Origin of the sequence: Novosphingobium aerophilum, assembly GCF_014230305.1 — a bacterium.
In the GTDB taxonomy this organism is placed as follows: Bacteria; Pseudomonadota; Alphaproteobacteria; order Sphingomonadales; family Sphingomonadaceae; genus Novosphingobium; species Novosphingobium aerophilum.
Genome location: NZ_JACLAU010000006.1, coordinates 81,669 through 107,702, shown reverse-complemented (window position 1 = coordinate 107,702; position 26,034 = coordinate 81,669). Strand labels below are relative to the sequence as shown.

Annotated in this window: 24 protein-coding genes; 13 read left to right on the top strand and 11 right to left on the bottom strand. The window is 68.2% G+C overall.

The genetic code is table 11. From position 1 onward, the window contains the following. Nucleotides 1-144 precede the first annotated feature (144 nt). From H7F49_RS06490 to H7F49_RS06475, 4 genes are all read left to right on the top strand, one after another. Nucleotides 145-1,059, top strand: coding sequence for an aminotransferase class IV (locus tag H7F49_RS06490; RefSeq protein ID WP_185682761.1), 915 nt, complete (start codon nucleotides 145-147; stop codon nucleotides 1,057-1,059). Continuing rightward, nucleotides 1,056-1,802: a sulfotransferase-like domain-containing protein gene (locus H7F49_RS06485; protein ID WP_185682760.1), complete on the top strand. Its 747-nt coding sequence runs from the start codon at nucleotides 1,056-1,058 to the stop codon at nucleotides 1,800-1,802. Before H7F49_RS06490 ends, H7F49_RS06485 begins: the two co-directional genes overlap by 4 nt. A 379-nt stretch (nucleotides 1,803-2,181) precedes the next feature. Next, a complete protein-coding gene (locus H7F49_RS06480; RefSeq protein ID WP_235981962.1) occupies nucleotides 2,182-4,938 on the top strand; it encodes a TonB-dependent receptor in 2,757 nt (918 codons plus the stop codon). Beyond that, the gene (locus H7F49_RS06475; protein ID WP_185682758.1) at nucleotides 4,938-5,972 is read left to right on the top strand and encodes a phytase; all 1,035 of its coding nucleotides are present in this window, start codon (nucleotides 4,938-4,940) and stop codon (nucleotides 5,970-5,972) included. The genes H7F49_RS06480 and H7F49_RS06475 overlap by 1 nt, the downstream gene beginning before the upstream one ends. A gap of 112 nt (nucleotides 5,973-6,084) precedes the next feature. Here H7F49_RS06475 and arsH read toward each other — a convergent pair whose 3' ends face one another. From arsH to H7F49_RS06450, 5 genes are read right to left on the bottom strand one after another with little or no spacing between them, the layout of a single operon-like run. Further along, nucleotides 6,085-6,834: an arsenical resistance protein ArsH gene (gene arsH / locus H7F49_RS06470; RefSeq protein ID WP_298198408.1), complete on the bottom strand. Its 750-nt coding sequence runs from the start codon at nucleotides 6,832-6,834 to the stop codon at nucleotides 6,085-6,087. Beyond that, a complete protein-coding gene (gene arsC / locus H7F49_RS06465) occupies nucleotides 6,831-7,274 on the bottom strand; it encodes an arsenate reductase (glutaredoxin) (protein WP_185682757.1) in 444 nt (147 codons plus the stop codon). Before arsC ends, arsH begins: the two co-directional genes overlap by 4 nt. Next, on the bottom strand, nucleotides 7,271-7,933 hold the full coding sequence (locus tag H7F49_RS06460) for an aquaporin (RefSeq protein WP_185682756.1): 663 nt from the start codon (nucleotides 7,931-7,933) through the stop codon (nucleotides 7,271-7,273). Before H7F49_RS06460 ends, arsC begins: the two co-directional genes overlap by 4 nt. Next, nucleotides 7,930-8,436, bottom strand: a complete 507-nt coding sequence (locus tag H7F49_RS06455) for an arsenate reductase ArsC (RefSeq protein WP_185682755.1) — start codon at nucleotides 8,434-8,436, stop codon at nucleotides 7,930-7,932. Before H7F49_RS06455 ends, H7F49_RS06460 begins: the two co-directional genes overlap by 4 nt. Then, complete coding sequence (locus H7F49_RS06450) at nucleotides 8,429-8,788, bottom strand: ArsR/SmtB family transcription factor (protein ID WP_185682754.1); 360 nt, start codon at nucleotides 8,786-8,788, stop codon at nucleotides 8,429-8,431. The genes H7F49_RS06455 and H7F49_RS06450 overlap by 8 nt, the downstream gene beginning before the upstream one ends. 234 nt (nucleotides 8,789-9,022) lie before the next feature. On the opposite strand from H7F49_RS06450, the gene H7F49_RS06445 reads away from it, so the two are divergent. The 4 genes from H7F49_RS06445 (at nucleotide 9,023) to H7F49_RS06430 (ending at nucleotide 12,822) form a co-directional block, all read left to right on the top strand. Beyond that, nucleotides 9,023-10,717 (top strand): amidohydrolase family protein, encoded by a 1,695-nt coding sequence (locus tag H7F49_RS06445; RefSeq protein ID WP_185682753.1) that lies wholly within the window; start codon nucleotides 9,023-9,025, stop codon nucleotides 10,715-10,717. Nucleotides 10,718-10,774: 57 nt separating this feature from the next. Beyond that, entirely contained in the window at nucleotides 10,775-11,086 is a 312-nt protein-coding gene (locus H7F49_RS06440; protein WP_185682752.1) for a PadR family transcriptional regulator, read from the top strand. Beyond that, complete coding sequence (locus H7F49_RS06435; RefSeq protein WP_185682751.1) at nucleotides 11,083-12,261, top strand: hypothetical protein; 1,179 nt, start codon at nucleotides 11,083-11,085, stop codon at nucleotides 12,259-12,261. The genes H7F49_RS06440 and H7F49_RS06435 overlap by 4 nt, the downstream gene beginning before the upstream one ends. Nucleotides 12,262-12,471: 210 nt before the next feature. Then, a complete protein-coding gene (locus tag H7F49_RS06430; protein ID WP_185682750.1) occupies nucleotides 12,472-12,822 on the top strand; it encodes a UrcA family protein in 351 nt (116 codons plus the stop codon). 86 nt (nucleotides 12,823-12,908) lie between these two features. Here H7F49_RS06430 and H7F49_RS06425 read toward each other — a convergent pair whose 3' ends face one another. From H7F49_RS06425 to H7F49_RS06415, 3 genes are read right to left on the bottom strand one after another with little or no spacing between them, the layout of a single operon-like run. Then, entirely contained in the window at nucleotides 12,909-13,688 is a 780-nt protein-coding gene (locus tag H7F49_RS06425; protein WP_185682749.1) for a sulfite exporter TauE/SafE family protein, read from the bottom strand. A gap of 7 nt (nucleotides 13,689-13,695) precedes the next feature. Then, nucleotides 13,696-14,244 (bottom strand): rhodanese family protein, encoded by a 549-nt coding sequence (locus H7F49_RS06420; protein WP_235981958.1) that lies wholly within the window; start codon nucleotides 14,242-14,244, stop codon nucleotides 13,696-13,698. 4 nt (nucleotides 14,245-14,248) lie between these two features. Next, nucleotides 14,249-14,563 (bottom strand): ArsR/SmtB family transcription factor, encoded by a 315-nt coding sequence (locus H7F49_RS06415; RefSeq protein WP_185682748.1) that lies wholly within the window; start codon nucleotides 14,561-14,563, stop codon nucleotides 14,249-14,251. A gap of 74 nt (nucleotides 14,564-14,637) precedes the next feature. On the opposite strand from H7F49_RS06415, the gene H7F49_RS06410 reads away from it, so the two are divergent. The 3 genes from H7F49_RS06410 to H7F49_RS06400 all read left to right on the top strand — a co-directional run bounded on the left by H7F49_RS06410 (nucleotide 14,638) and on the right by H7F49_RS06400 (nucleotide 18,086). Further along, a complete protein-coding gene (locus tag H7F49_RS06410) occupies nucleotides 14,638-15,546 on the top strand; it encodes an MBL fold metallo-hydrolase (RefSeq protein ID WP_185682747.1) in 909 nt (302 codons plus the stop codon). 90 nt (nucleotides 15,547-15,636) lie between these two features. Further along, on the top strand, nucleotides 15,637-17,151 hold the full coding sequence (locus tag H7F49_RS06405) for a M20/M25/M40 family metallo-hydrolase (protein ID WP_328806565.1): 1,515 nt from the start codon (nucleotides 15,637-15,639) through the stop codon (nucleotides 17,149-17,151). Between the two features lie 80 nt (nucleotides 17,152-17,231). Next, complete coding sequence (locus tag H7F49_RS06400) at nucleotides 17,232-18,086, top strand: sterol desaturase family protein (protein ID WP_185682746.1); 855 nt, start codon at nucleotides 17,232-17,234, stop codon at nucleotides 18,084-18,086. A gap of 303 nt (nucleotides 18,087-18,389) precedes the next feature. Here H7F49_RS06400 and H7F49_RS06395 read toward each other — a convergent pair whose 3' ends face one another. Further along, complete coding sequence (locus H7F49_RS06395) at nucleotides 18,390-21,044, bottom strand: TonB-dependent receptor plug domain-containing protein (RefSeq protein WP_185682745.1); 2,655 nt, start codon at nucleotides 21,042-21,044, stop codon at nucleotides 18,390-18,392. Nucleotides 21,045-21,428: 384 nt separating this feature from the next. Beyond that, nucleotides 21,429-22,766, bottom strand: a complete 1,338-nt coding sequence (locus tag H7F49_RS06390) for a dicarboxylate/amino acid:cation symporter (RefSeq protein WP_185682744.1) — start codon at nucleotides 22,764-22,766, stop codon at nucleotides 21,429-21,431. 457 nt (nucleotides 22,767-23,223) lie between these two features. On the opposite strand from H7F49_RS06390, the gene H7F49_RS06385 reads away from it, so the two are divergent. Beyond that, on the top strand, nucleotides 23,224-23,997 hold the full coding sequence (locus H7F49_RS06385) for a hypothetical protein (protein WP_185682743.1): 774 nt from the start codon (nucleotides 23,224-23,226) through the stop codon (nucleotides 23,995-23,997). A 25-nt stretch (nucleotides 23,998-24,022) separates the two neighbouring features. Here the strand turns inward: H7F49_RS06385 and H7F49_RS06380 are convergent, their stop codons facing one another. Beyond that, nucleotides 24,023-24,988: a Gfo/Idh/MocA family protein gene (locus H7F49_RS06380; RefSeq protein ID WP_235981957.1), complete on the bottom strand. Its 966-nt coding sequence runs from the start codon at nucleotides 24,986-24,988 to the stop codon at nucleotides 24,023-24,025. A 184-nt stretch (nucleotides 24,989-25,172) separates the two neighbouring features. On the opposite strand from H7F49_RS06380, the gene H7F49_RS06375 reads away from it, so the two are divergent. After that, nucleotides 25,173-26,033 (top strand): SMP-30/gluconolactonase/LRE family protein, encoded by an 861-nt coding sequence (locus H7F49_RS06375; protein ID WP_185682742.1) that lies wholly within the window; start codon nucleotides 25,173-25,175, stop codon nucleotides 26,031-26,033. The last annotated feature ends 1 nt before the right edge of the window (nucleotide 26,034 follow it).

The following is a 26,034-nucleotide window of genomic DNA, read 5'->3' as shown; positions in this document are numbered from 1 at the left end:
CGCGCTGTTGGGCTATCCCGGACGGGATGAAGACCCACAAAGGCGATAGCGCCCGGTTCACGCATGGCCAATCTGCGCCCTGCCGCGACACGCCGGTCGCCCGCTGCCCCGCGATCCCCAAACGCCCGCAAAAGAGACCATCCCATGCCCGGCAGCCAGGACTTTACCCCCGACACCCGCAACAACGCCGTGATGGTCCTGCTCAATGGACAACTGGTTCCGGCGCATGACGCGCAGGTCTCGCTGTTCGATGCCGGCTTCGGGTTGGGGGACGGCGTCTGGGAAGGCCTGCGCCTGCACAAGGGGGCCCTGCTGTTTCTGGAAGCCCATCTCGATCGTCTGTATCACGGCGCGGCGGCGCTCCGCATCGAGATCGGCCTGACCCGCGAGGCGCTGACCGCGTGCCTGCACGATCTGCTGCGGGCCAACGGGATGGAGGACGGGGCGCACCTGCGCCTGATGGTGACGCGCGGACGCAAGTCGACGATCAACCAGGACCCCCGCTTTGCCCTGGGTGCGCCCACCATCGCCGTCACTGCCGAATTCAAGCAGCGCTCGGCCGAGGCGCGACCGCTGGCGCTGGCGATCTCCGCGATCCGGACCTCGCCCCCGGAGATCTTCGACATGCACCTCAACACGCACAGCCGGGTCAATTACATCCGCGCGCTGCTCGATGTCATCGACGCGGGCGCGGACGAGGCGATCATGCTCGACCATAGGGGCTTTGTGGCAAGCTGCAACGCGACCAATCTGTTCTGGGTCAAGGATGGCACGGTGTTCACGTCGCGCGATGATTTCTGCTTCAAGGGCATCACCCGGGGCAATGTGATGGCGCTGTGCCGGGACGGGGTGGCCCCCTTGCGGCAGGGCGATTGGCCGCCCGACCATCTGCTGGCCGCCGATGAGGTGTTCGTCACCGGCACGATGGCCGGGGTAACCGCCGCGGGCAGCGTCAACGGCCGGTCCCTGCCATCGGCGCCCGGCCCCGTGACGATCGCCATCGCCCAGGCCTACGAACGGCTGAAGGACAGCTATGCGAAGGAGCATGCCGCGCCATGACAATCCGGATCGCCATGTGGTCAGGCCCGCGCAACCTGTCGACGGCCATGATGCGGGCCTTTGAAAACCGTGCCGATTGCGTGGTCAGCGACGAGCCCTTCTATGCCGCCTATCTGGCGGCGACCGGGCTCGACCACCCCATGCGTGACGAGGTCCTCCGGTCGCAACCGACGGCCTGGCAAGACGTCGCGACGAGCCTGGCCGGGCCCTTGCCGCAAGCCACCGATGCCGCCGATGCGACCGTCTGGTATCAGAAGCACATGACCCATCACATGCTGCCGGCCTTCGGGCTGGACTGGATGGGCGGTTTTCGGCACGCCTTCCTGATCCGTGCCCCTTCGCGGGTGCTCAACTCCTACGTCGCCAAGCGCGAAGAGGTGACCCTGTCGGACATCGGCCTGGTGCGTCAGGTGGAACTGTTCGACCGGTTCGCGAACGACACCGGCGCGGCTCCTCCCGTGGTGGACAGCGATGATCTGCTGGCCGACCCGGAGGCGATCCTGCGCAGCCTGTGCGCCGCTTTGTCCATCCCGTTCGATCCGGCCATGCTCCACTGGCCCAGGGGCCGGCGGGCGAGCGACGGCGTCTGGGCACCCGCCTGGTACGGAACGGTCGAGCAAAGCACCGGCTTCGCCGCGCCGGCCGGTTCCGCCCTGCCCGCCTTGCCGGACCCTCTGCAGCGGATCGCCGATGCCGCGCAGCCCTACTACGAGCGGCTTTCGGCCTATCGGCTTTCGGTGTGACCGGTCGGTGGCTGGCTGCGGCGAGTGACCACGTCTGATTGAGTCGACCTGAGGCCGATCTCGGGCTTGCCGGTAGCACCGGGCAATCTCGCCTTTGGGCTGCGATGCATCGCCCGGACCGCCCTTGCAACCGCTCCGAAAGGCCTTTGGGCAGGCCTTGGACCTTGTCCGCAACCACCCATCGCCGGGTCTGGATCGGGACGGGTTCGCGCCCGCGGTCGGAGGAGTGTCATCAGCGTGCCAGACCCGTGTCACGGGGGTTACGTCGGCGTGTAACCATGCCCGCCTAGCGCGCCTGATCATTACCGAACCGTAATGTTCAGGGGGCTCCATGATTCGTAATCGCAATCGCGTCGCATTCGCACAACTGGACCGTGGGTTGCTGGGTTCCGTGGCCCTCGCCCTGGTCTGGGCCAGCCCCGCAGCCGCCGCCGAAGCGGCCGCGGCTGCAGGAGACGCTGCGGCGGAAGACGCCGCGCCGGGCGATATCGTCGTCACCGGCAAGCGGCCGATCGCCGAATCCGAAGCGGCCGCTCTGCAGGTGCAGAAGAATTCGGACTCGCTCGTCACCGTGCTCGCCTCGGACGGGATCGGGCGTTTGCCGGACCAGAACATCGCCCAGGCGACCAGCCGCCTCCCCGGTGTCGCGGTCGAGCGGGACCAGGGCCAGGCGCGTTACATCTCGCTGCGCGGTGCCCCCAAGACCTGGACCACGCTGTCGTTCGACGGGATCAACGTGGTCAGCCCGGAAGGGCGCGACGCGCGGTTCGATTCGATTCCGTCGGCCATCGCCAAGCAGGTGGTCGTGGCCAAGGCGGTGACCCCCGACATGCCCGGCGAGACGGTGGCCGGCAATGTCAATGTCGTGACCCGTTCGGCGTTCGATTACAGCGGCTTCCACGTCGCGGCCAAGGCCGGATACGGCCAGGCCGAATACGGCAAGCGGCCCGAGTACGAAGGATCGCTGGTCCTTTCGCAGCGCCTGCCGCTGGGCGGCGGCGAGATCGGCCTGCTCGTTTCGGGCAGCTACTACGAACGCAACATGATCACCGACAACTTCGAGCACGACTGGGAGAAGGTCAGCCAGGACCAGCGCCCCGGCGCGGCCACCCGTTACTGGGTGCAGGAAACCGAGAACAAGCTCTACCGCCTGACCCGCAAGAACTGGTCCGTGTCGGGCCGGCTCGACTGGAAGCCTGATGCCGACAACACGGTGTCGCTGCGCTCCGTCTACACGATCTTCACCGATGACGAGGCCCGCGACAACTATCGCTTCGACCTGGATGACCGCCAGGCCGATCTGGTGCCGAACACCGCCGCCTGCACCCCGACGCCGAACCCGACCCCGACCACCAGCGGCTACGCCGACATCTGCATCGGCAACGACCCCTACAAGGGCACGATCTACGGCATCGACATCCGCCAGCGGTCCACCCTGCGTGCCTTCAAGCAGTCGATCCTGACCAACACGGTCGAGGGCTCGCATGCCTTCGCCGGGGGCTGGACGCTGAACTGGCTGGGCAATTACACGCAGTCCAAGGACGATCGCACCGTCACGGGCGAGGCCTCGTGGGAAAGCCCTTCCACCCGCACCCTGCGGCCGACCGTGGGCTACGACTTCACCAACCCCGGGGTCTCGCTGCTGACCCTGTCAACCACCAACCAGTTGGCGAGCCCGACCCGCTTCCAGGCGGGCACCGCGGTGACCGCGATCGACACCTTCACCAAGCCGCTGACCGCGATCACCTTCCTTGACGCGGTGGACACGACCACGGCCTACACCGGCCGTCTCGTCCTGGCCAAGACCCTGCCGCTGTTCGGCGCCGAGGCGACGATCAAGGCGGGCTTCCAGTTCGACCAGCGGAGCAAGGTCGTGGTCGAGAACGCGCTGTCCATCGCGGGCACCGACGCGACCCGCCTGGCCGCGATCGGCATGCCGACCGACTACAACGCGTTCTCGATCACGCAGCCCTTCCTCGGCAAGCTACCGATGGGATACACCTTCCGCTACTTCGACAACGTCAAGATGGCCGCCGCCGGGGCCGCGGCGCGGGCGAACTATGCGTTCACCCCCAATGCCAATAACCTCTACGACGTGACCGAGCGGGTCTATGCGGCTTACCTGATGGGCACCCTGCGATACACCTGGGGCTCGGTGATCGGCGGCGTGCGGCTCGAAAAGGTCACGAACCTCGGCATCGCCACCGGCATCACCGCCGAGGTCAACCAGACCCTGGTCTTTCCCAGTCTGCACGTGAACTACAATCTGGACGAGACCAAGAAGCTGCGCCTGTCGTTCAACACCGGCGCCGCGCGGGCCGACTATGACCAGATGCGTCCGAACGTCACCTTCAACGATCTGGCGCAGACCATCTCGGGCGGCAATCCGGCGGTCAGGCCGGAACGGGCCAAGGGCATCGACGCCTACTTCGAATGGTATGTCCGGCCGCAGGGCTACATCTCGATCGGCGCGTTCTACAAGGACATCACCGACGTCCTGTTCACCCAGACCCGCACCTTCGGTTCCGACGCCTTGAACTTCGGCGGGGTCGATCGGTCGAACTACATCTTCACCGGCATCACCAACGGCGGCAAGGGCCGGCTGTTCGGCGCCGAAGTCGCCGCGCAGCTTCAGTTGGATCCGTGGACCCGCTCGCTGGGCCTGCCGGAGTGGATGGGTGGCTTCGGTGTGAGCGCCAACCTGACGCTCAACGACAGCGCAATCACCAAGCCGGCGATCGGCAATGTCCCGGCGCGCAAGGTGCGACTGCCCAACACTTCGGACACGGTCTACAACGTCGGGGTCTATTACGAGAAGTACGGCCTGTCGCTGCGGCTGCAGTACCAGCGTCGCAGCCTTTGGCTCGATGCCATCGCCGACAATGACGTGGATGGCGGCGACACCTACTGGGATGCCGACGAGGAGCTCGATGTCTCGGCGCGCTATGCCATCAACAAGCATGTCGAGATCTACTTCGACGCCGCCAACCTGACCAACCAGCCCGGCCGGCGGTTCTCCGATCCCTCGGGCATCCTGACCGCGACCGGCACGCCCACGGCCATGGTCCGGACCCAGACGATCGAATGGGAGCGGTTCGGCCGGCGCTTCACCGGCGGTGTCCGGGTGACCTTCTGATGAAGGCCTTGCTGGCCGTGGTGCTTGCCGGGGGGCTGCTTGGTCCTCCGGCACTGGCCGCACCGGGTGCCGCGGACGTTCGCACCGTCTCGGTCACGGCCCGGGGCGAGACCCGTCCGGTGGGAACGGGCCAGGGCGATGCTGCGGATGATCCGGCGATCTGGCGCAATCCCCGCCATCCTGCGGCCAGCCTGATCGTGGCCACCGACAAAAAGGCGGGGCTCTACGTTTACGGGCTGGACGGCAGGGTGCGCCACTTTGTCGCGGCGGGGCGCGTCAACAATGTCGATCTGGTCGATCTGGGTCCGCTGGGGATCATCGTGGTGGCCAGCGACCGCAATGACGAGGCCCAGGCGCGCCTGGGGGTCTACCGGCTCCACCGCCAGACCGGCCGGTTGACCGCGCTGGGCAGCGTGCCCGGGGGCGCGGGCGAGGCCTATGGCGTGTGCCTGGTCCGCCACGGCGACGGGTTCGACGCCTTTTCGGTGCTGAAGCATGGCGCCATTCATCAGGTGCGGATCGCGCTGGAACAGGGCAAGGCCACCGGCGCGATCATCCGCAGCCTGCACCTGCCAAGCCAGACCGAGGGCTGCGTGGTCGATCCGCGGAGCGGCACGCTCTACGTCGGCGAAGAGGACCGCGGGATCTGGGCCCTGTCGACCGACCCGCGCGATCGCACCGCCCGATTGCTCGCGCTGGCCGACGGGGGCCATCTGGTGGCCGACGTCGAAGGGCTGGCGCTCGCCCCGGTCGGCCGGCGCGGCGGCTGGCTGGTCGCCTCGAGCCAGGGCGACAATGCCTATGCCCTGTTCCGCCTCCCCGACCTGACCCCGGCCGGCCGGTTCCGGATTCGCCGCGGCCGCTTCGGCAGCACCGAGGAAACCGACGGGATCGCCCTGGCGCTGGGCCAGTTCGGCCCGCGCTTTCCGGGCGGCCTGCTGGTGGTCCAGGATGGAGAGAACGCGCCGGCCGCGCAGAACTTCAAGCTGAGCGCCTGGGGCGATATCCGCAAGGCACTGAACAGAAAGCGGTGATGCGCAGGAGTTGCCTTGTCAGGACCGGCACGCCGCCCATCGCACTATCCCGCCAAGCGGAAGCTGGAGAGACCCCCGGGTGAACAGGCCCGGGCAGCTACACCGCGCCGACCTATATCGAACCCAGGATCGCGTCCGCCGCCCCCACGGGCCGATCGGTCTCCACCCGTTCGGAATAGCGATCCACCAGTTGCGCGGCATGCGGCCGGAGCAGCACGGTGAACCGGACCAGCTCCTCCATCACGTCGACGATCCGGTCGTAATAAGCCGAGGGCTTCATGCGACCGGCCGCGTCGAACTCCTCGTAGGCCTTGGCCACGCTCGACTGGTTGGGGATGGTGAACATCCGCATCCAGCGGCCCAGCACGCGGAGGGTGTTGACCGAATTGAACGATTGCGAGCCGGCGCAGACCTGCATCACGGCCAGGGTCCGCCCCTGGGTCGGGCGCAGCCCCTTGAACGCCAGCGGCAAGTGATCGATCTGCGTTTTCATGATCCCGGTGATCTGGCCGTGCCGTTCCGGACTGCACCAGACCTGGCCTTCCGACCACAGCGAATGTTCGCGCAGCTCATGCACGGCGGGGTGATCGTCGCCGCCGACCTGGTCGGGCAGGGGCAGATCCGATGGATCGAAGATCCGAGTGTCGCAGCCGAAGTGGCGCAGCAGCCTGGCGGCTTCCTCGACCGCCAGGCGGGAGAACGAGCGCTCGCGCAGGGAGCCGTAGAGTAGCAGGATGCGCGGCGGCGGATCGCAGTCGCCCAGCCCCAGCGCAGGGCGCGGGTGGGCATAGGCCGGCTTCAGCGCGGGGAGATGGTCGGGGTCGGTCAGCGCGCGCAGGCGGGGAAAGGTCGTCTCCGTCACGCCACGCGGTTCCCGGCAGCATCGATCACCGTCGTGCCGTCCTCCTTGACGAAGGCGCCCTGCTGGCCGTCGGGCAGCAGATCGAGCACGGCTTCGGACGGGCGGCACAGCCTGACCCCCAACGGCGAGACGACCAGCGGCCGGTTGATCAGGATCGGATGCGCCATCATCGCATCGATCAGCGCTTCGTCGCTCAGCGCCGGATCGCCCAGACCCAGTTCGGCATAGGGCGTGCCCTTTTCCCGCAGCAGGTCGCGCGGGGTCAGGCCCGAGCGCGCGATCAGGCGCTCCAGCAGGGGGCGCGACGGCGGAGTCTTGAGATACTCGACCACGTGCGGCTCGATCCCGGCATTGCGGACCATGGCCAGCACATTGCGCGAGGTGCCGCATTCGGGGTTGTGGTAAATCACGATGTCGGTCGTTTGCGGTTTGGGGGTCACGCGGCGGGCTCCTGCTGAGCAAAGATCGCCCGCCCGGCCGCCAGCGCGGCAAGCGCACCGGCGAGTTGGGCGGCGATGAAGGCCGGGACATCGGTTGGCGCGATGCCGGCGAAGGTGTTGGACAAGGCCCGGGCCAGGGTGATGGCCGGGTTGGCGAAGCTGGTCGAGGAGGTGAACCAGTAAGCCGCGACGATATACAGCGCGACGCTGGCCGGGACCGCCTGCGGGCGATGGCGGATCGTGCCGAGGATCACGAAGACCAGCCCGAAGGTGGCAATGAACTCACCGGTCCATTGTCCGGGCCCGGTGCGCGCCTTGGTCGACAGTTGCACGATCGGCTGGTTGAACATCAGGTGCGCGGCCCAGACCCCGGGGATGCCTCCGGCAAGTTGCCCGGCCACCAGCCTCAGCGCGGTGCGGCTCGACAGATCGCCGCGCAGGCGGAAGACCAGCGTCACCGCCGGGTTGAAGTGTGCGCCCGAGAGCGGCCCCAGCATGGCGATCAGGACAAACAGCATGGCCCCGGTGGCGACCGTGTTGCCCAGCAAGGCGACGGCGACGTTCCCCCCGGCAAGCTGCTCGGCCATGATGCCCGAGCCGATCACCGTGCAGAACAGGAAGAAGCTGCCGATGGCCTCGGCCCAGACCTCGCGGTTCACGCCGCGCCGTCCATCCGGCCGATCCGGGCCAGGATGTCCGCCAGCTCGCGCGGGGGCATGTCCTCGAAACGGAAGGAGAGCAGCGCCTCGACCCGCTGTTCGAGCGCCTGCCAGGTAGCCTCGAAAGCGGCGTCGACCTCGGCCTCGCTCCCCGTCACATCGGCCGGATCGGGCAGGCCCCAATGGCCCTTGATCGGGGCCCCCATGAACACGGGGCACGCCTCCTGCGCGGCATTGCCGCAGACGGTGATGGCGATGTCGATCCGCGGCGCGTCCGGCCCGGTGAACGCGTTCCAGCTTTTGGAGCGGAACGGCGCGGTGTCGATCCCGCGCCGCGCCAGCAGGCGCAGCGCGCCCGGATGAGGCACGCCCTTGGGCTGGCTGCCGGCGCTGTAGGCGCGCAGGCGTCCCCCGCCGCGTTGCGCCAGCATCGCCTCGCCCAGGATCGAGCGGGCGGAATTTCCCGTGCACAGCACCAGCACGCCCGGCAGTTGATCAGGCATCGATCTTGTCCTTGTCGTCGCAATCACAGGCCAGCGCGATCTCGATCAGCGGCGCGCAGATATCGGACGCGCCCGCGCAGCAGTCCTCCATCAGGAACTGGAGCAGTTCCGTCATGTTGGCGTAGCCCGCCGTATAGATCACCGACTTGCCCGCACGCCGGCTTTCGACCAGTCCGGCATGGCTCAGGATGTTGAGGCTGCCCGAAAGCGTGTTCGCCGGGACGCCAAGCCGGCGCGCGAGTTCACCGGAGGCCAGGCCATCCTGGCCGGCACGGACCAGCAGGCGGAACGCATTCAAGCGTCCCTCGTGGGCCAGGGCGGAGAGGGCGGTGACCGCGGTCTTGATTTCCATATTTCGACGATACTGGAAATAAAGAATGATGTCCAGTCCGAAGACCCTCGCGAACCCTCCGTCCGGCCACGGCCGGCGGTCGGGACTGGGCCGGCGGTCGGGACTGGGCGACGCCAGACTCAATCACCAGCTTGACCCTGGCCCGGGTGGGGCCGCACAAGTCGGCCCGGGCCTCTTCTTGCCGGACCGGCCCGGTCAGGCTGCGGCGGCCCGCGATCACCAGGGGTTTCATCGATGAACAAGGCATTCCTCACGGCGGCGACCCTGATCCTGGCGACCCTCGCGCCGGGCGGGGTGTCGTTCGCCCATGACGACCATGACCAGTGGATCGCCGGCGGCGCGGCGGGAGCATCGCAGGACCCCGCCGGGCAGTATGTGCCAGGTCCGGCGCGCGCCGCGGGCGACAGCATCGGCCCCTTCCGCAAGCTGGTGATCCGCGGGGCGACGCTGATCGATGGCACCGGCGGTCCGCCGCGCGGGCCGGTCGACATCGTGATCGAGGGCAACCGGATCGTCGCGGTCAATCAGGCAGGCTGGCCGGGGCTGCCACTCAAGCCCAAGCGCGAGCCACTCGATGCCGAGCACGAGATCGATGCGACCGGCATGTACGTGATGCCGGGCTTCGTCGATACCCACGTCCACTTGCCCGCCGCCGACAAGGCGCCCGACGTCAGCTATGCCTACAAGCTCTGGCTGGCCCACGGTGTGACCACCGTTCGCGGCGTGCCCCTTGCCCCGCCCGAATTCGCGAGTGCGGAGAAGAGCCGCTCCGCCGCCAACGCGATCGCCGCACCGCGCATCGTCAATTACCAGACGCTCGGCGCGGGCTGGAGCGGCGGCGCCGTGGATTCACCCGACAAGGCGCGGCTGTGGGTGCGCTGGGCGGCGACGCACAACATCGACGGGATCAAGTTCTTCAACCGGCCGGAGGAAACGCCCGCGATCATCGCCGCCGCCATTGACGAGGCGCACAAGAACAGGATGGGCACCCTGGCCCACCTGTCGCAGACCGGGGTGGCCAATTTCAACGCGCAGGATGCCGGTGACGTGCATCTCGACACCGTGACCCACTATTACGGGCATCACGAGGCGCTGCTCAAGGACACGACGATCCAGAAGCTGCCCGTCGACTACAACTACAACAACGAGCAGCAGCGTTTTGGCGACATTGCCGAGATCTGGGATGACATCCACGCGCCCGGGTCTCCCGAGTGGATGGCGTATCTCCGGCACCAGAAGGACAACAGGGTCATCTTCAACCCGACCTTCAACATCTATGCCGCCTCGCGCGATCTGATGCGCGCCCGCAATGCGGACTGGAACAACCGGTATACCACCCCGCAGCTCTGGAACTACTTCCAGTCCACGCGGGACAACCATGGATCCTACTTCTACGACTGGACGACGGAGAACGAGTTCGCATGGAAAAGGTTCTACGCCAACTTCTTCAAATTGATGAATGACTACAAGAACATGGGCGGCCGCGTGACGGTCGGGACGGATTCCGGCTTCATCTTCAAGACCTATGGCTTCGCCTATATCGAAGAGCTCGAGCTGTTCCGGGAGGCGGGCTTCACACCGGCCGAGATCCTGCGTGCGGCCACAATGTGGAGCGCCGACGAGCTGGCCCGGCCCACGGGCGGACCGGCGCCGTTCGGCGTGGTGCGGGCCGGCATGCTGGCGGATCTGGTGATCGTGAAGGAGAACCCGCTCGCGAACCTGAAAACGCTTTACGGCACCGGCCACCTCCGCCTGAATCCGGAGACGAACAAGCAGGAACGGGTCGGCGGCGTCAGCCTCACGATCAAGGACGGGATCGTCTACGATGCCCAGAAGCTGTTGGCAGACGTCGCCCGGATGGTCGCGTCCGAAAAGGCGCGGCTCGGCCAGCCCGGCGCTCCGCCGGCCAACCCCGGCACCAGCCCCTAACGCCTGTCCCGCCGACCATCGCTTGACAATAAATCTATATAGGTAGATTTAAGGCGCATGGTTCGTTCCCGCGCCTTGTCACCCCATGCCCGGATGGTCCTTGCCGTGCTGCTCGCCGCTCGCGGCACGTGGTCGCACGGCTATGAGCTGGCGCGGCTCGCCGGGGTCAAATCGGGGACGCTCTATCCGCTGCTGATCCGCCTGGAAGCCCAGGGTCTGCTGGAGGCGGAATGGCAGCAGCCCACCGAACGGGGACGACCGCCCCGTCACGCCTACCGCCTGACCGCGCAGGGCATTGAGCTGGCCCGCACCACCGCGGCCGAAGCGGGCGAGCCCAGGGCCGCGTCAGCCCGACAGGCCACGACATGACCGCCGGCTCGCAGCGGCGCCTTGCCGAGCTCACCTGCCGGATCCTGGAGACGGTCTTGCCCGCCTCGCAGCAGGCGTGGGGCCGGGCCATCCGCCATGAGACGGCAGCGATCCCGGACGACGCGCTGGCCCTGCGGTTTGCCCTGGGCAGCCTGGCCGGTCTGCTGCCACAGGCGCTCGCCGCGCGGGCGACGGCATGGCTCAGCGCAGACTCCGAACCCATCGCACCAGCCCCGGGAGGCACGATCGTCATGAGCCAGCATAAGCCCTTCGCCCCTGACCTGCGCAAGCTCGGCATGCTCTGCGCGGCGGGCGCGGTTGCCCTGGGCATCGTCCACCTGGCGCTGACCGGTGCGCCGCTGCGGTACCTCGGCCTCAACCTCGGCGCCCTGTTGATCGGGCTGAGCCTGCTGGGGCTGCTCGGCAGCACCCCGCCCGCCATACGCCGCCATGACGGCCTGGCCCTGGTCGCGGCGGCGGGCGCGCTGCTCGCCACCGGCGCCTTGGGCGAGACCGCCGAGGGCGCGGCCCGCTGGGTGCGATGGGGCGGGCTTTCGCTGCAGCCCAGCCTGATCCTGATTCCGGTCATGATCCTGGCCTTCACCCGGCAGCCCGGCCGCCTGGGCACGGCCGGGATGATCGGAGCCGCGCTCGCCATGGCGATCCAGCCCGACCGCGCCATGGCGGCGGCGCTGGCGCTCGGCCTTGCGGTGGCTTCAGCCTGGCGTCCCGGCCGTCAGGCGGGGCTGGCCTGCGCGGCCAGCTTCCTCGCCCTGGGCGCGACCCTGCTCCGCGCGGACAGGCTTCCCGCAGTTCCCCATGTCGACCGGATTCTCTTCACCGCATTCGAGCTGCCCTCTCTCGCCGGCCTCGCCGCCCTGGGCGGATCGGCGCTGCTGCTGGTCCCGGCGATCGTCGGCTGGCGACGCGATCCGGCGCACCGGGGAACCTATGCCGCGTTCGGCGCGGTGTGGGGCACGGCGATCGCCGCCGCCGCCCTCGGCAACTATCCCACCCCGGTCGTCGGGTATGGCGGCAGTGCGATCCTCGGCTATCTGCTGAGCCTCGCGACGTTCCCCCGTCCCACCCCGTCCACCGCAGGCCACGACACCCCGGGCCAGGACCCGGCGGAGGCGACCCCGTTCGACCAGCCCCTGCCCCTCGGCCTCGCCTGATCCGCACGGGTGCCGCGGCGAGTCCCAGGGCAAAGGCAGCAAATTCGTCATAGGCCAGAAATTTTTCCCACCTAATGGTCATGATTGCCATTCTCGGGTGTTTTTCACACGCTCAAATGGCGGAAAACCAGGCATTTCGGGTTTGGCACGGGCCTTGCTGAGAGGGTTGCAGTCGCCATGCCGGCGATAGCTAGTCCAAGGAGAACCCTCATGCTGTCGATCACTGCCCGCTTCGTCCGCCCCACCCTCGCCCTCGCTGCGGCCGCCTCGGCCTTCGCGTTCGGTGCCCCGGCCATGGCCACCACGACCGACGCCGCCCCGTCGATCCTGGTCCCGCTGACCGCCGCCGACCTGTCCTCGGCCGGCTCGGTGAACAAGGTCCGTGCCCGGATTGCCACGGCTGCACGCAAGGTCTGCGTGGCCGGTGGCTCGTCCCTGGAGGAGCAGATCATCTCGCGCCAGTGCTATGACAACGCGGTGCGCTCGGCCGAAGCCCAACTGGTGGCCCAGCGCGAGCAGGCCAAGGGCCGCGAACGCACCCTGGCCGCAGCGCAGCGCTGAACGATCCCAAACCACCCGGGCCGCGCACAGATGGCGCGGCCCGGGCGGGAGAGCCGGACGCGACACCCGATCGCTTGGGTAAGCCGTCAAGCCGTGGCAACCGTCACGTAAACACCCACACCGATCACGATCGCCGCAAAGCCCCTTTCGAGCAGGCCTTTGCGGCTGCCCAGCACCTGGCCCAGCCTGATCCCGGCCACGGTCCCGAGGGCCCCGCCCAGCACCAGCCAGGCCGTCACCGGCCAATCGACCAGCCCACCGGCCGCGTACGACGCAGCGGTGGTCAGTCCCAGTCCGGCAACCACGACCAGCGATGTGCCGATCGCGCAAGCCATCGGCATGGCGGTCGCGAAGATCAGGCCCGGCACAATCAGAAATCCCCCACCGATACCGAAGAAGCCGGCAGCGAGGCCGACCCCGAGCCCGATCGGCACCAGTCGCGGCAGCAGGCGGGCCGCACTGTCCAGGGTCAACCGGACATCGGGTGCTTCCGCGGTCCGGCGTGGGCGCAACAACGACAGCCCCACGCCGATCATCAGCAGACCGAACAGGGCGAGCAGCCGCTGGCCATCGACCGCCTTGCCGAGCTCCGCCCCCAGCGCCGCTCCCGTTGTTCCGGCCAGGAGGAATACGCCGGCGCAGCGCCACTTGACCCGCCCGGCGCGCGCATGGCCAACCAGGCTGGCCAGGGCATTGAGCGTGACCGCCACGGCTGCCGTGCCGATCGCGACATGGGGCGAGCCCACGCCGACCACATAGACCAGCAGCGGCACCGCCAGGATCGATCCACCGCCACCGACCAGGCCGAGGATCAACCCGATCAGCGCGCCCGAAGCGAGCGCCGCGAGCAGCATCGGGACAGCCATGACCACGTCAGCCCAACGCGCCGCGGTTCCATGGCATGCGTCGCAAGAGCCTGGCCATCCCGCACCAGCCGGTGAGCCCCGCGACAATAAGGCCAGCCCCGACGAAGGCGGCAAGCCCGAGAAAGGCGGGCGCAACCGCCAGCCCAAGGCCCAGGCCGGACAGCACAAGAGTGCCGGCGGCGATCTGCACTTGCCGCATGATCTCAAGGGGTTGCGATTTGTCCAGCACAGTGGGCTGGCCTGCCCCACGCCATGCGTCGATGCCGCCCGCGAGGATAGCGGCCTGGGCCTGTCCCGCCGCGGCCGCCAGTTGGGCCGCATTCGCGGCCGTGCGCATGCCGGACTTGCAATGAAACACGATCGGCCGCCCATCCGGGGACAGGCCTGCCAACCGGTCCAGCGGCAGGTTGATCGCTCCGGGAATGCGTTCGCGGGCGTGTTCGTCCGCATTACGGATATCGATCAGCCGGGCGCCCGCCTCGATCGCCTGGCGGGCGGCAGCGGGACTCAGGTGCGTGGGGGTCTGGGAGGTGAGCATCGGGTCGGCCGGATTCATCACGTCACTCCGTGCAATAGAGTTGATAGAGGGTGGCCAGCAGCGTTTCGACCCGGGCATCGGCGATCGCGTACCACAGCGTCTGGCTGGCCCGGCGGAAGGTCACCAACCCTTCGTCCCGCATCCTGGCGAGGTGCTGTGAGCAGGCGGACTGCGAGAGGCCGACCTCGCGCGCCAGATCGCCCACGGTCATTTCACCATGTTCCACCAGCTTGCACAGCAGCATCAGGCGTCGGGCATTACCGATCGCCTTGAGCGTTTCAGCGACCATTGCAGCCTTCGCTTCAAACGTCGCCAGGTCCATCGGCGGCTTGAGCATGTTCGGCACTCCATTAGATATTGCTTATTTAGCATATACTGATATGCTTTGACAAGACCCCAAGGAGCAGGACCATGACCGCCTTCATCCAGGCCTTCTTTCATGAGCCGACCAACACGATCAGCTATCTGGTGGGCGATCCCGCCAGCCGCGCCGCAGCGGTGATCGATCCGGTGCTGGACTTCGATGCCGCAAGCGGGGTGGCGGGCACGGCATCAGCGGAAGCGGTGCTGGCATTCGCGCGCGAACACGATTGGCAGATCGCGATGGTGCTGGAGACCCACGCTCATGCCGATCACTTGTCAGCCGCCCCCTTCATCCAGACGGCGACCGGGGCCTGGATCGGGATCGGCGCCCACATCCTAGAGGTTCAGGCCCTGTTCGGACCGGTCTTCGCGCTGGACGATCTCAAGGCCGACGGGGCCGACTTCGACCGGCTGTTCGAGGATGGCGATCGCTTTGCCATCGGCACCCTGGAGGGCGAGGTGCTCCACGTGCCCGGACACACCCCGGCCGACGTCGCCTACCGTTTCGGCGATGCCGTGTTCGTCGGGGATACGCTGTTCATGCCCGACTACGGCACGGCCCGGACCGACTTTCCGGGCGGCGATGCCCGCACCCTCCATCGATCGATCCGCCGGCTCCTGTCCCTGCCCGAAGCCACGCGCCTGTTCCTGTGCCATGACTACAAGGCGCCCGGCCGCGACGACTATCGCTGGGAAACCACCGTGGGGGAGCAGCGGCGGGCGAACATCCACGTCCATGACGGTGTGACCGAGGACGACTTCGTCACGCTGCGCGAGCAGCGCGATGCCAGTCTGGCCGTGCCACGACTGTTGCTGCCGTCAGTCCAGGTCAACATCCGCGCTGGTCGCTTCCCCCGGGCCGAGGCCAATGGGGCGACCTATCTGCGGATCCCCGTGAAGTGGCGCGAGGACGCCGTGCAAGGCCGTCCGGCGCTTGACCCCTTGGCTCGGCAGTGAACACCGCGATGGTCATCTTCCCCGCAAAAGCCCGTTGCCAAATTGCGGCAGCCCGGTAGCCTCGCGCCAAAGGAACAAGAGGAGAGAACTGTGGGCAGAACCGTTGCGGCACTGGGCGTTGCCATGGCGCTGGCGCTGGCGGTAGGACCGGCCGCGGCGCGAACACCCGACCGCGATCAGATCGCGAAGATCGTCAAGGCGCAGCGACCGGCCACATTGAAGGCGCTGCAGGACTGGATCGCGCTGCCCACCATCGCGGCCGAGAAGCGAAACGCCACCGCGGGGGCGGACTATATGCGCCGGCTGGCGCTCGATGCCGGGTTCCAGCAGGCCAAGATCATCCCCACCGACGGCGTCCCCGGGGTTTTCGCCACGCTGGATTCGGGCGCGAAGACCACGATCGGGATCTACTTCATGTACGACGTGAAGCAGTTCGACCCGGCGGAGTGGTCCTCGCCCCCGCTGGAAGCCCGCCTGGTGCCGCGCGGGACCGAAGGCCAGGCGCTGGTCGGCCGCGGTGCCGTGAACCAGAAGGGACCGGAGATCGCCTTCCTGGCGGCGATCAAGGCGATCCTCGCCAGCGGGCGCAAGCTGCCGGTCAACCTGGTGCTGGTGGCCGAGGGCGAGGAGGAGATCGCCTCCACCCATTTCGCCCAGGTCGTCGCCGTGCCCGAGGTGCGCGACGCGCTGGCCCGCAGCATCGGCGTGTTCATCCCGACGGCCGGGCAGGACCAGAACGGTAGCGTCAACATGACGCTGGGCGCCAAGGGTGCGGTCGAATTCCAGCTTATCGTCGGCGGGGAAACCTCGGACCGCTATCCCAAGGCCGATGTCCATTCCTCAAACCATGCGCGCATCGAGAATCCGGCCTGGCGGCTGGTCAAGGCGCTCGACACCCTGGTTGCCGCGGACGGCCATACCCCCGCCATCGACGGCTGGTTCGAACATGTCCGCCCCCTCACCGATCGCCAGAAGCAGCTCATCGCCGAAGCGGCCAAGCCCGAGGTGGAGGCGCAGGAGAAGAAGCAGCTCGGCATCGGCAAGTGGATCGGCGACGAACCCTATGGCACCAGCCTGGAGCGGTTCTATTCGCAACCCACGGTCAACATCCAGGGCCTGGTCGCGGGCTATACCGGGGTCGGCGGCAAGACGGTGCTGCCCTCGCGGGCCGAGGCCAAGCTTGAATTCCGGCTGGTCCCGGCGATGACCCGCGACGAGGCCGAGGCCAAGCTGAGGGCGCACCTGCTCAAGCGTGGCTTCGATGACGTCAAGGTGGTGGTTTCGGGCGGATACGGACCGAACGAGACCGCCGAGGACAGCGTGCTGGTGACATCCCAGAAGCGCCTGTTCGCCGAGGCCGGGATCGCCTACACCATTCGTCCGCGCAACGCCGGAAGCTGGCCGGGCGTGATCTTCAACGGCCCCCCGCTCAACCTGCCCGCCGCCCAGTTCGGCGTCGGCCGCGGCGGTGGCGCCCATGCGCCCAACGAATGGCTGCTGATCGATAGCAGCGATCCCAAGGTCAAGGGTCTGGAGGACACGACCATGACCTATGTCGACTATCTCTATGTCGTGGCGGACGAGGCGGCCAAGCGGCGGCGCTGACCGCCGGACGGGCGACATCGCGCGCGCGGGCGACCCCGGGGGGAGCCCGCGACGCGGTAGATCGGGGAGGACTGGGGACCATGCCCACGGAAAACTGGGTGGTGATCGCGATTTATCTGGGCTTCGGGCTGATCGAGCTGGTCCGCTCGAACCTGCTGCGCAAGGCCGAGCAGAGCCGCGACGATGCCATTGTCGAGACGGTGTCGACGCTGCTTCTGTTCACGGTGACCCAGCCGTTGATCATCGTGGCGGTCAACCGGCTGGGGCTGAGCCTGTTTCCGGCCTGGCAGGGGGCGCTGGCCGGTCTGCGGTGGTATGTCGCCCTGCCCCTGTTCCTGGTGTGCGAGGACATGATGCAGTACTGGTGGCACCGCGCCTCGCACAGCGTCGGGTGGCTCTACAACCTGCACCGCGCCCATCACAACGCCCGTTACATGAGCGTGCGCCTGACCTACCGGAACAACATCATCTACTATGTGCTGATGCCCAGCCTGTGGTTCGCCGCCGCGCTGATCTATCTGGGGCTCGGCTGGTTCTATGCCGGCTATCTGGTGGTCAAGATGCTGGTGATCATCGGCGCCCACAGCGACGTGGCGTGGGATGCGCCGCTTTACCGAATCGGCTGGCTGGCACCGGTGATGTGGCTGGTCGAACGGACCATCTCGACCCCGGCGACGCACCATGCCCATCATGGCCGGCACCTGTCCGACCCGGCGGTGCATTATAAGGGAAACTTCGGGAACCTCCTGTTCCTGTGGGACGTGCTGTTCGGGACGGCGCGGATCACCCGGCACTATCCGCAAAGCTATGGGGTGGAAAACCTGCCCGACGCGACCCTGGGCCAGCAGTTGCTCTGGCCGATCTTTCCGGAGAACCGCGATCCCGACCTGCGGATCGAGGGCGCCGTGACGCGGACGCCGGGAGCCGCGGCCTGATCCACCCGCCGCTCGGGCCTGCTACCTGCGGACAGCGGAGCCGACCGCGTGGAACGGGTTCAGCGATGCCAGCCCGCCAGGGAAAGGCGTTTGGGGTGGTTTGCAAACACAAGCCTGGAACCCCCACCCCCATCCCCTCCCCCACGGGGAGGGGAGCGAGACTTGCTCTGCCGAAGGCTGGGCTAGTCGCAGCGGGGAGGGGGCTCGACAGTCGAGTTTGCAATCGACCCGATCGCCAAAGAAAGAGGGCGGAGGAACCCGTCGGTTCCCCCGCCCACTTCCTGGTCCTGACGGACGCCTGGCTCAGTACTTGACGCGCAGGCGGGCGTACCAGAAGCCACCGTTCATGCCGAACGGACCACCCGAACGCGGGTAGATCTGGCCATCGGCCAGGGCCCCGGTCAGGGCGTAGATCGGGTTGCTTGCGCTCGGCGCGATCCGGTCCGGATAGGTGTTGAACAGGTTGTTGGCGCCCACCGTCAGCGTGTAGTGCTCGCGGAAGGTGTAGCTCACGTCGAGATCGGCGACGACCTTGGCGCCGAAGCGCTGGCCAGCATACTCGAGCGCGTTCGACCAGCTACCGAAGTAGTTGGCCCGGGCGTTGATCGAGAAGTTGTCGATCTGCCAGTTGGCCGAGGCGTTCAGGCGATGCTTCGGCGCGATGTTGCGGACCAGGTCGATCTGCGCGGCGCCGATCACCAGCGGATTGAACTGGGTCACGCGGCTCATGTTGTAGTTGTAGGCCAGGGTCAGCGCCAGCGGCCCACCAGCCAGGTCGGTCCGGTAGTTGGTGACCACGTCAACGCCGTCGGTGCTCGTGTTGAAGCCGTTGGTGAAGTAGTTCACCACGCCGTTCAGCCCGACCACGGACAGCGCCGGAAGCGCGGTGAGGTTGGCCTGGGTCACGGTGAAGTTCTGCGAGATGCCGATGCGGTTGCGGACCTTGATCGAGTAACCGTCGATCGTGACGCTCAGGCGGTCGGCCGGCTTCAGCACGATACCCGCGCCGAAGTTGGTCGAACGCTCGGGCTTGAGCGGCGAGGCGCCATAGAACTGCGCGATGTTGCTGGTGGTCGGATAGGTGCCGGTCTGGACCTGGTTGCCGCCCAGGAAGTTCGTCGTGACGATCTGGGTGTTGTTCTGGCCCGGCGACGGCGCGTGGAAGCCGGTGCCGACCGTGCCGCGCAGCGAGACCACGTCGTTGACACGGTAGAGGAAGTTGAACTTGCCCACCAGCGCGCTGCCGAAGCTCGAGTAGTTCTCGAACCGGGTGGCGATGCCCATGGTCAGGGCCTTGGTCACGTCGGCCTCGGCGCCGGCGTAGAAACCATAGCCGACCTGGCTGGACGCGCCGGCGAAGGTCGGGCTGGTGCCGCCGTAGCCGCTCGCCGCAGGCGACTGGGTGGCGACGATCTGGGTCCCGCTGGCGTTCAGCGCGGGAGCATAGACCCCCGGCGAAACCAGGTTGTACAGCGGCTGCACCGCATAGGGCCCGGCGCCGTAGGACTGCAGGTCACCCACGGTCTTCTCGTACTGCTCACGGCGGTATTCGCTGCCGAGCGAGAAGGTCACCGGGCTGGCGAAGCCGACCTCGAGCGGATAGGTGAAGTCCGCGTTCAGGTTGGTCTCGCTCTGGATCAGTTTGCCGAAGTTGAAGTTGCTCTGGCTCTGCGGTCCGTAGGAGGCGCTGAGCGAGCCGGTCATCGACAGGTCGAGCGAATTGCGCGCGAAGGTGGCGGACAGGTCATAGGTCAGGCCGCTCTCGGCCGAACCCTTGATCCCGGCATTGCCCCAGGCCTGGTCCACCTTGCCGATGAAGCGCGGGGTGAAGCCGCCCGGATAGCGCGAGGCGAAGTTGAAGGTGTTGGTGTCGTTGACGAAGCCGCCGGCCGGGCAGGTGGCGTTGTTGGCCGGGCAGGGCGTCAGGAAGATCGGCGCGAAGGACCCGTTGCGGCCGGGCGAGCGGGTTGCCGCGGTGCCGTTGCCGATGTCGACCGCCAGCGGGGTCGGCGCCGAGATCGGCGCGCGGTAGTTGAAGCTCTGGTTGGCCTCGCTGTGGGCATAGTTGAAGGCCAGGTACAGCTTGGCGCTGTCGGTGATCTCATAGGCCGAATTGAGGAAGATCTTGTAGCCATCGGCCGGCGACGAACCCCAGATCTGCGCGGGCTTGCCGCGGTTGGCGTTGGGGATGCTGCTGGCCACGGCCGGGTTGGTCTGCGCCAGCACCACGGCCAGGGCACGCTGAGCGCCGCGGCTGGTTTCGCCGTTGTTGAACCATTCGGCCGAGATGTTGACGAAGCCGCGCGAGCCCAGCTTGAAGCCGACATTGCCCGAAACCTGCTTGTTCCGGCCGTCGCCGCGATAGGTCTGGCCGTAGATGCCCTGCAGTTCCAGCCCGGCATCGTCACGCAACTGATAGTTGATCACGCCGCCGATCGCGTCCGAACCGTACTGCGCGGTCGCGCCATCACGCAGGACCTGCAGGTTCTTGATCGCGATCGCCGGGATGTTGGCGATGTCCGCGCCCTGCGAGCCGAACGACAGCGCAGTGTCGGCGCCGGTGTAGACCGAAACCAGCGCCGAGCGGTTGTAGCGCTTGCCGTTGACCATGATCAGGATCTGGTCAGCCCCGAGGCCGCGCAGCGAGGGCGAGCGGACGAAGGTCGAAGCGTCGGAGATGGTGTTCTGCGGCACGTAGAACGACGGCACCAGGCTCCGCACGATGTCGAGCATGTTGACCTGCGGGGCCTGCTGCAGCTCGGTCGCGCCGATGACGTCGATCGGCGAGGCGGAGTCGGTCACCGAGCGGTCGGTCCGGCGGGTGCCGATGATGACGATTTCCTTGCCCTCGTCCCCCGACGCGGCCTGGGGTGCCTCGGTGGTCTGGGCCAGGGCGGGGGCGCTCAGGGCGCCCAGCGAAATCGATGCGAGCAAAGCAAGCCGAGTAACAGCGGCCATTGGCAGACTCCTGCGGTAAATCTCGTGGCAGCGGCCCCTCCGACCGCGCTCTGTAACGATACCGCAACGATTGACGCTGCCAAGGCGCCGAAAACGCATTCGATCATGACTGTGGCATATTTGCAGCAAACCGCACTACACTGTTGCGCGGACGCCCTAGTGCCTGCCGTAACGGCAATCGAACCCATCGAAACGCTCCTGCGTCTCAAATTGCACGGAATTTATCCCGTTTTTACAGGCCGATTTGTCGTCGATCGAAAAGATCGGGCAGTGCTCCGCCAACGGCCGGATCAGGCTGGGAGCCCGCCGCCTGGGCAAGCCACAAAAAGACACGATCCTGTACCAAAGTACCATGCCGACCCGGACCCACGGGTCGGACGGGGCTCAGCCCAGGGCGAGTTCGCCGGTGGCTTCGGCGTGGAAGGCCGCTTCGTCGAGCAGGCCCTCGCGCCGGGCCACGATCACCGGGATCACCATCTGCCCGGCGACATTGACCGCGGTGCGGCCCATGTCGAGGATCGGATCGATCGCCAGCAGCAGCCCCGCCCCCTCCAGCGGCAGGCCGAGCGTGGTGAGCGTCAGCGTCAGCATCACCAGCGCGCCGGTGACCCCGGCGGTCGCCGCGGAGCCGAGGACCGAGACCAGCACGATCAACAGGTACTGCGTCGGTGCCAGGGTGATGCCATAGAACTGGGCGATGAAGACCGCCGCAACCGCGGGGTAGATCGCCGCGCAGCCATCCATCTTGGTGGTCGCGCCGACCGGCACGGCAAAGGCGGCATAGGCCTCGGGCACGCCCAGTCGCTGGGTGGTCACCGCCTCGGCCACCGGCAGGGCGGCGATCGACGATCGGGTGACGAAGGCCAGCTCGATCGCCGGCCAGGCCTTGGCGAAGTAGCGCAGCGGGCTGAGGCCATGGGCGCGCAGCAGCAGCGGGTAGATCACGAACAGGACGATCGCCAGCCCCAGGTAGACCGCCAGCGCGAACTGCGCGATCGAGCCCAGCGTGTCCCAGCCGTACTTGACCACGGCATTGCCGATCAATCCGGCCGACCCGTAAAGCGCGAGCTGGACCAGCCAGCCGAGCAGGCGGCGCAGGACCACCAGCACGTGGCCGACCCCGTCGAGCAGCCGCTCGCCCGCCTCGCCCGAGCGCAGCGCGGCAAATCCGACCGCGATGGCCATGACCACGATCTGCAGGACATTGAACTCCAGCCCGGTCGAGACGCTGCCGTCGGCCAGCTTGCTGCTGGCGGTCAGCCCCAGGAAGTTGGCGGGGACCAGGCTGCGGGTAAAGTCGAGCCAGGTCCCGACGCTCTTGGGCGGGGCGGCGCTGGCGGCGGAGATTCCGGCGTGGACCCCGGGCTGAAGCAGGAGGCCCAGCGCGAGCCCGGTCAGCACCGCGAGCAGCGCGGTGATCGCGAACCACAACAGGGTCTGCCCGGCCAGCCGCGCGGCATTGTTCAGCGTCCGCAGCCGGGCGATGCTGGCGACGATCGCGGCGAAGATCAGCGGCGGGACCAGCACCTTGAGCAGTTGGACGAAGCTGCTGCCGACCAGCGCGAGCAACTGGGCGACCGCATTGGGCGCCCCGTCCGCCCCGGGACCGAGCGCCCGCGCGGCCAGGCCCAGGATCAGGCCGGCGCCGATCCCGATCAGCACCTTCAACCCGAACCCCGGGCGGCGGGCGGGGGCGGCAGGCTGAGGCGGCGAACCGGACATGACGGGCTCCGTGGCGAAAAAGTGGCGCGATAAGGGCTATCGCCGGGTCGCGCAGGGTCAAGCAAGGCTTGCTTGACCCCCGGCAAGGCCGGGTTGGTGCGGGGACAAACCCTCCATGCCCGTTTTCGCCCGGGATCGGACATTCGGGAAGCAAGCAGAATCCGGTTCTGGTCCATTCCTCCGTTATCGTCGCCCCGGACTTGATCCGGGGCCGGGCTGCTCTTCTTACACCTGTGCGACCCGCAAGCGGGATCCCGGGTCAAGCCCGGGATGCCGATGACAGTGGGGTGGTGGCTTGCGTTACTGACAGCTCCAGCCCAAACGTCAGCCCTCCACCCCAGGCGGCCGTTTCCTGCGATGCGGAGCCTGTCGCTGCGGCCCGGGCCCCGACAAGACGGTGGCCAGAGAAGCCCCGGTTACCCTATGCTGGCCCGCCTCTCCAGGAGCCCGTGCCATCATGCCCACCGTTTCCGGCTTTGCCTGCCCTGCCTCGGTCCTCGCGCTCGGTCGCGCGATCGTGGCGCTGGCCTCGCTGCTCGCCATGCCGGTCATGGCCGAACCGACCGCCGTGACCGTGCGGGTGATCAGCCAGGATGCCAAGTTCGTCGGCGATCACACCGGCGGGGCCGAGGTGATCCTGCGCGAGGCGGAAAGCGGGCGGGAGCTGGCCCGGGGCCGCACGACGGGAGGAACCGGCGACACCGCGCGGATCATGCAGGCGACCGGACGCAGCCCGCAGCGCGCCGGGCCCGAGGCCGCCGCCTTTGCCGCCTCGATCGACCTGACCCGCCCGACCCTGGTCGAGCTGGAGGTGCGCGGTCCGCTCGGGCGCCCGGCCTCGGCCGTCAGGATCACCGCGCAGCGCTGGATGATGCCGGGCGAACCGGTCACGGCCGGCGACGGCTGGGTGGTCGAACTGTCCGGGCTGGCGATCACCCCGGCGCTGACCGTCGCCGCCGACGGGCTGCGCGTCACCGCCCGGGTGGAGCCGCACTGCGGCTGTCCGATTGCGCCCGACAGCCTGTGGCCGGCCGCCGACTATGCGGTCAGCGCCAGCCTGTGGGCCGGCAACCGCCGGCTGGGCCAGGTCCCGTTGGCCTTCACCGCCGCCCCGGGCGAATTCTCGGGCAGGCTCCCTGCACCGTCCGGAGGGGCCGACGAGCTGGTCGTGTTCGCCCGCAACCGGATGACCGGCGCGACCGGCCTGGCCAGGCTGCCGCTACCGCGCTGAACCGCCCCGGGGCTCGGACAGGCGCTCAGTAGGGGTAATCAGGCACGCCGACCGCGCGCGCCTGCAGGAAGGCGTCGGCGACCAACTGAAGCGGGGCAAGGTCGACGTCGCTCTCGCCACGCCCGATCAGCTCGCGAAACCGGGCGTAGATCGCCGGGTACTCCGCCTCGGGGGCCGATTGCTGGCCCTCGGGCGTGACCAGCTCGGCCCCGCCGCGGCGCAGTTCGAGCAGGCCGGCATCGGTGGTCACCACGATGTCCCACTGCTCGCCGCCTTGCTCGCGGAAATCGAACTGCGCCGTGACCGGCGCGGCGCCATGCCGCATGACCAGATCGACCGCGATCGGGGCGCTCCGGCCCTGGGGAATGGAAAAGTCGGCACGGGTCATGGCCAGCGGCTCGGGAAGGATGGCCGTGACGATCGACAGGGCGTTGATCCCCGGATCGAACACCCCCATGCCGCCGGGCTCGAACAGCCAGGCCTGGCCGGGATGCCACACCCGGACATCCTCGCGCCAGGTGATCGCCACCTGGTCGATCCGGCGCCCGGCCAGCCACTGGCGGGCCGGCGCGACCAGCGGAGCGAACCGCGAGTGCCAGGTGGCAAAGAGCGTGCGCTCCGCCGCGTCAGCCGTCCGGTGCAGGGCCTCGGCCAGCGTGACCGATGGCGCGGGCGGCTTTTCCAGCAGCACATGGCGCCCCGCGGCCAGCGCCTCGCGCGCCAGGTCGAGCCGCACGCCAGGCGGAGTGCACAGCGCCACCGCGGCACAATCCGGCTGGGCGGCGAACAGATCGGCCAGGCTTGTGTAAGCCGGCACGCCGGGCAGGCTGGCCGCGGGATCGACCACCCCGCACAAGTGCCAGGCGGGATCGGCGCGGATCGCCGGAACGTGCTGGGCCCGGGCGATTGTGCCCAGCCCGACGATGGCGATCCCCAGCGGGCCAGCCGGCGCGGGAGGGGCCATGGGAACTGGAGCCGAAGGCGTGGTCATGCGGTCTCCGCGCGAGGGGTTTTATTAATCATACAAATATGCTTCTATGCCGATGCGCCGCCGGTATCAACGTCCGGTGCGGCGCCCCGATCCCGCCAGCAACGCGCCAGCAACGCGCCAGGAGCCCAGATGAGCCACAGCCCCGCCCTCCGCGGCGATCCGAGCCACTGCCACTGACGCGGACATGGAGGGGATCCGCACCATCTCCCAGACCGGCCGCCATGCCCTGGGCGAGGGGCTGCTGTGGTCCGTCCGGGAACAGGCGCTCTACTGGACGGACATCCTGTCGCACCGCGTGCACCGCCTGGCGGCGGACGGCCGGACGCACACCGTCTGGCAGTTGGACGACCATGTCGGCTGGATCATCGAACGCGAGCGGGGCGGGTTTGTCGCCGGGATCGGCCGGCGGTTCTGCGCGCTGACGCTCGCCGACGACGGGACCTGGTCGGCCGAGGTCCTCGCCGCCCCCGAGGACGGGGCCGAGGGCAACCGGTTCAATGATGCGAAGGCCGATCGGTTCGGCGCGATCTGGGCCGGATCGATGGACATCGGCTGCACCCGGCCTTCAGGATCGTTCTACCGGCTCGATCCGCAGGGCACGGTCCAGCGGATCGCCTCGGGCTTCACCATTCCCAACGGCCCGGCGATCGGACCCGATGTCCTGTTCCACACGGACACGGCGCGGCGGACGATCTTCCGCCATATGCTGCACGACGACGGTCATGCCGGCCCCGCCGAGCCGTACATCGTCTTCGCCGACCCGGCCTGGGGCGTTCCCGACGGCATGTGCCTGGATGCCGAGGGCGGGCTATGGGTCGCCTGCTGGGATGGCGGGGCGGTGCGCCGCTTCACGCCCGACGGCACGCTCGACCGGACCATCGCCCTGCCCGGCACCCAGATCACCAACGTCTGCTTCGGAGGTCCCGGGCTCGACCGGCTGTTCATCACCTCGGCCGCCGACGGCAGCGCCAATCCGGTGGACGGGGCGCTGTTCACGCTGGTTCCGGGCCCGCGCGGACTGCCGGCCAACCGCTATGCCGGATAGG